Origin of the sequence: Pseudomonas sp. NPDC086581 (genome assembly GCF_044746165.1) — a bacterium.
GTDB lineage: Bacteria > Pseudomonadota > Gammaproteobacteria > Pseudomonadales > Pseudomonadaceae > Pseudomonas.
This window is the reverse complement of sequence record NZ_JBIVBR010000032.1, coordinates 1-5,980: the sequence shown is the minus strand read 5'-3', so window position 1 is coordinate 5,980 and position 5,980 is coordinate 1. Positions and strand designations below refer to the sequence as shown.

The following is a 5,980-nucleotide window of genomic DNA, read 5'->3' as shown; positions in this document are numbered from 1 at the left end:
TTTGAATTCTTCGGGGTAACGCTGGTTGCTCATGGCACCTCCTGATGGGCCTCATTATGAGGCTTGGAGGTGTCTACGAAACTAGGGGCGATTCAATTGGCAGGTTGAGGTTCGGCTGCAAATGATTGGTTAAGTGGCTTTTTGGGAAATATCCGAATATCAAATTTATGAGCGATATGCAGGCGTTCGATTGTGCTTCTATGGTGAGATCGATGTTGAGCTGGTTGTGGTTTTGGTTTTGCTGAGGTTATCAGGGTAGAGGCTCTGTAAGATAGTTCGGTTTTTTTTGGGAATATTCTGAATGCTGAGACTTGATGCTTTTTGCTAGTCCGGTTTTTTCTGTTCTTATCTCCTGGTGTTCTAGGCGAAGCGCTGCTTTTTATAGGGCCTTCTTGGTCTTGGGTTTTGTGGGGTTCGTATTTTTTTGGGAATAGTCCGAATATTATTTTTTTGAAGGTGCGTGTGTGAGGCGTCTCTTGGTTGGTCGATTTCCAGGGTCGACAACTGAGGGGGAGGGCGCTGCTATCCACATGTCCGATGTTGCTGTTGTAGGAGGGAGTGTCAGAGAGTTCGGAGTTTTATGAGAAACCTCTGAATATGCCTCGTGCTATCGGGTAAATATCCTTACTACCTCACAAGTGACCCAATTGAGGTGGGTATAAATGGCAGTTGAAACTATCGGCCTGGTAGCCGTCACCGAGAACGCAGCCAAGAAGGTTGCGGTCAAGGCGAATGGCAAGGTCAAGGCACAGGCAGGCACCAAGTACCTGCTTCAGGTTGACGGCACCGATGTCGCTCCGGAGAACGTCACCGTCAAGCGCGTCGGAGACGACCTGCAGGTATCCTTTGAGGGCAGTGAAAAGCCTGACCTCACCATCCAGGACTTCTTCGCAGACGGCATGGACGGCCAGCTCTATGGCGTCTCCGAAGACGGCCATCTTTACGCGTACGTGCGCACCGACGGCGAAGGCTTCTATGGCAAGCTGCTGATGGTCGATGGCGAAACTGCGCCCATCGCCCTGGGCGGTGACGGGGCTCCCTACGCCGTGGCCATGATTGAAGACGCCGCCGGTTTTGCCTTGTGGCCACTGCTGCTGGGCCTGGCCGGTGCAGGCGCTGCCACTGCCGCCATCATCCGTCATAACAAGGATGATGGTAAGAAGACTGGCACCAAGACCACTGCGGCGCCGACCAACACCAAAGTGACCGACAATGTCGGCTCGATCCAGGGCCAACTGGCCGATGGCGACTCCACGGATGATACCCGCCCGCAAATTTCCGGCAGCGGTATTCCTGGTGCGACCATTCATGTCACCGACAACGGTGTGGAGATCGGCAGCACTACTGTTCAGCCTGACGGCAGTTGGACGTTTGTACCTGAGCTCACCGACGGTGCGCACACCATCGAGGTGATCCAGGAAGTCGCGGGCGAGAAGCCCAGCGCGCCGAACAAAGTCATCGACATCATCGTCGATAGCGTCGCTCCAACGGTCGAGACGTTGCTCAATCCCGAGTCCGACAGCGGCACCAAGGGTGATGGAGTTACCAACGTCAAGACCCCCACCATTGACGGCAAGACCGAGCCGGGCGCGACCGTGGAAATCACTTTCCCCAACGGCGAAGTGGTAACCACCACTGCGGATGCTAACGGTGACTGGTCGATTACCCCGACCAAGCCGCTGACAGAAGGCAGCAACGAGATCGTTGTTATCGCGATTGACTCGGCGGGCAACCGCAGCGAGCCGAAAATCCTGCCAATCATCGTCGATACCAGCACTCCGCCGGCCGATGCCTGGCTGGACCCGGAGTCCGACAGCGGCACCAAAGGCGATGGCATCACCAGCGACAAAACCCCGACCATCGTCGGCAAGACCGAGCCGGGCGCGACCGTGGAAATAACTTTCCCCAAAGGTGAAGTAGCCACCACTACTGCTGATAAGAACGGCAACTGGTCGGTGACTCCGCCCCAGCCCCTGGAAAATGGCGAAAACGCAATCTCCGTGATCGTCACCGACCCAGCAGGCAACTCGAGCGAGCCCAACATTCTGCCGATCATCGTTGACACCAGCACCCCGCCAACCGATGCCTGGCTGAGCCCGGAGTCGGAAAGTGGTACCCTTGGTAATGGCTTCACCAATGTCGAGACCCCGACCATCGAAGGTAAGACTGAGCCGGGCGCTACCGTGGAAGTCACGTTCCCCAACGGCGAAGTGGCGACCAGCACTGCTGATGAAGATGGCAACTGGTCGGTAACGCCGACCCAGCCCCTGGAAAATGGCGAAAACGAAATCTCCGTCATCGTCACTGATCCGGCTGGCAACACGAGCGAACCCAACGTCCTGCCGATCATCGTTGACACCATCACTCCGCCAGCCGATGCGTGGCTCAACGAAGAGTCCGACAGCGGCACCAAGGGTGACGGCATCACCAACGTCACGACCCCGACCATCGACGGCAAGACTGAGCCGGGTTCGACCGTGGAAGTCACTTTCCCCACGGGCGAAGTGGCAACCGTCACCGCTGATGAAGATGGCAACTGGTCGGTAACGCCGACCCAGCCCCTAGAGAACGGCGAAAACGCAATCTCCGTGATCGTCACCGACCCGGCGGGCAATTCGAGCGAGCCCAACGTCTTCCCGATCATCGTCGACAGCAATACGCCACCGGCCGATGCCTGGCTCAATGAAGAGTCCGACAGCGGTACCAAGGGCGATGGCATCACCAGCGAAGAAAAGCCGACCATCGACGGCAAGACCAAGCCGGGCTCTACCGTGGAAATCATCTTCCCCAACGGTGAAGTGGCGACCGTCATTGCTGACGAAGATGGCAACTGGTCGGTAACACCGACCCAGCCCCTGGAGAATGGCGAAAACGCAATCTCCGTTATCGTCACTGACCCGTCGGGCAATACCAGCGAGCCCAATGTTCTGCCGATCATCGTTGACACCAGCGCTCCGCCGACCGATGCCTGGCTCAATGAAGAGTCCGACAGCGGCACCAAGGGCGATGGCATCACCAGCGAAGAAAAGCCGACCATCGACGGCAAGACCAAGCCGGGCTCTACCGTGGAAGTCATCTTCCCCAACGGTGAAGTGGCGACTGTCACCGCGGATGAAGACGGCAACTGGTCGGTGAAGCCGACCCAGCCCCTGGTGGACGGTGAAAACGAAATCACCGTCATCGTCACTGATCCGGCTGGCAACATCAGCGAGCCGAACGTCCTGCCGATCATCGTCGACACCTCCGTTCCGCCGGCTGATGCGTGGCTCAATGAAGAGTCCGACAGCGGCACCAAGGGGGATGGCATCACCAACGTCACGACCCCGACCATCGACGGCAAGACCGAGCCGGGTTCGACCGTGGAAGTCACTTTCCCCACGGGCGAAGTGGCGACCGTCATCGCCGATGAAGATGGTAACTGGTCGGTAACGCCGACCCAGCCCCTGGAGAACGGCGAAAACGCAATCTCCGTCATCGTCACCGACGCAGCGGGCAATACGAGCGAGCCCAATGTTGTGGCTATCGTGGTCGACAGCAACGCTTCGTCCGCCCCGCAGATCGACAAGGTCACCGACAACGGTGATCCCGCGCAGCTGATCAACGTTCCGAAGGACGGCTGGACCAACGACACCACGCCGGTGATTTCCGGTGGCGGCGCCGAGAAAGGCGACGTCATCCACGTCTTCGACGGCAAAACCGAGCTGGGTAGCACGGTTGCCAAGGAAGATGGCACCTGGTCGTTCGAAGTCCCGGCTGACAAGGCCCTGGTCGAAGGCGAGCACAATCTCACGGTTACCGCTGAAGACAGTGCCGGCAACATCAGCGAGCCGTCGCCGGCGTTCCCGATCCACGTTGATGTAACCGCACCGGTCGCGCCGCGTATCGAGCACGTTGTCGATAACGAGGGCGAGGTTAAGGGCGAGATCAGCAGCAGCGTTCCGACCGATGATCGCAAGCCGGTCATCTCGGGTACCGCGAACGAAGCCGGTCTGACGATCGTGGTGTACAACATCGTCAACGGCAAGGAAGTGGAAGTCGGCCGTACCATCAGCGGCGAAAATGGCAACTGGACGCTGACCAGCGATCAGTACAAGGCGCCCCTGGCAGGAGACGTGAAGCTGGTGGCCAAGGCCACTGACCTGGCCGGTAACCAGAGCGAGTTCAGTAACGAGCGTGACTTCACCGTCCTGACCGCACCGCCTACCGCACCAGTCATCAAGGAAGTCTGGAACGACGACGTCTTCCCGCACCTGAACGTGCAGCCCAAGGGCTACACCAATGACAACACCGCACTGATCAAGGGCACCGCCGAGCCGAACGAGAAGGTGAAGGTGTTCAATGGCGAGACCCTGCTGGGTACCGTCGATGCCGACGCCAATGGGCAATGGCAGATCAACCTGCCCGCAGGCAGCGCGGACGGCGAGTACGCCATCTACGCCGTTGCCGTGAATGCCGCCGGCATGGAAAGCACCAAGGCTGGCCCGTATCACTTCATTGTGGACACCCAGGCACCGGCACCGCTGACCTCGAATCAGTGGGATATCATCGATGACGTGGGCAATCTGAAAGGCCTGATCAACAGTGGCGATGTGACCGACGACGAAGTGCCGACCGTGCGTAACGCCGCGGGTGAAACCCTGCCGCCGGATTCGATCGTGACCGTCTACGACGGCGACAAGGCGATTGGCTCGACCACGGTGAACAAAGATGGCACCTGGTCCGTAGACGTACCGGCGCCCAATGGCCCGCACGACTTCAGCGTGACCGTGACCGACCTGGCTGGCAACGAAGGTGAGAGGAGCCCTCAAGTCTCCTTTATCACTGACGTGGACCCCAACGCCCCGACCATCACCGGCGTCTTCAACGACGAAGGCTCGATCCTGCTGCCGGTAGAGCGTGGCGGCTACACCAATGACCCGACCCCGGAAATCCATGGCACTGCCAAAGCGGGCAGCCTGGTCGAGGTCTACGACAACACCAACACCCTGATTGGCAGCACCACTGCCGATGCATCGGGTAACTGGTCGCTCGACACCTCGCCCCTGGCCGAGGGTGAGCATGTCCTCACCGTGCGTGCCAAGGAGCCGGCCGGCAACTGGAGTGAGCAGGTCTCGTCGTTCACCATCAATATCGACGTCACCAACCCGACCCAACCGACCATCGATTACGTCGAAGACACCGTCGGCAAGGTCCAGGGCCAGGTCCTCGACAACGGCTATACCGACGACCCGAACCCGGTGTTCCATGGCAAGGGCGAAGCGGGCACCGTCATTCATCTGTTCGCAGAACAGGATGGTGGCAAGCGCGTCGAGATTGGCAGCACCACTGTAGACAAGGACGGCAACTGGCAGATCAAGCCAACCGATGCCCACAGCCTGGTGGGCAGCCCGGAAACCGCCTACACCTTCGTCGCCGAGTCGCATGACAAGGCCGGCAACCACAGCAGTTCTGACGGCTTCCACCTGAACGTGGACTTCGTTGCCTCGGCAGTGCCGAGCATCGACAAGGTGACCGACAACGACGATCCGGCCAACCTGATCGACGTTCCGAAAGATGGCTCGACCAACGACACCACCCCGGTGATTTCCGGTAGTGGCGCCGAGAAGGGCGACATCATCCATGTCTTCGATGGCAAGGACGAACTGGGCTCGACCATTGTCAAAGACGACGGTACCTGGTCGCTTGAAGTCCCGGCCGACAAGGCCCTGATCGAAGGCAAGCATGAACTGACCGTCACCTCCGAAGATCCGGCGGGTAACCTCAGCGAGCAATCGCAGCCGTTCCCGCTCGTCATTGATCTGAGTGGTCCAAGCGCCACCACCACCCAACTGACTATCGACACCGTTGCTGGTGACGACATCGTCAACCAGGCCGAATCGCAAGTGCAGCAGACCATCAGCGGCAAGGCCACCGGTGAGTTCAAGGCCGGTGACGTGGTGAGCTTCAAGCTCAACGGCACCACCTACAGCGCTGCTGTGGC

Annotated in this window: 1 protein-coding gene; it reads left to right on the top strand. The window is 59.1% G+C overall.

All coding sequences use genetic code 11. From position 1 onward, the window contains the following. Positions 1-662: 662 nt before the first annotated feature. Positions 663-5,980, top strand: a 5,318-nt coding sequence (locus tag ACIPK7_RS29680; protein ID WP_401091924.1) for an Ig-like domain-containing protein, incomplete at its 3' end; no start/stop codon positions are given.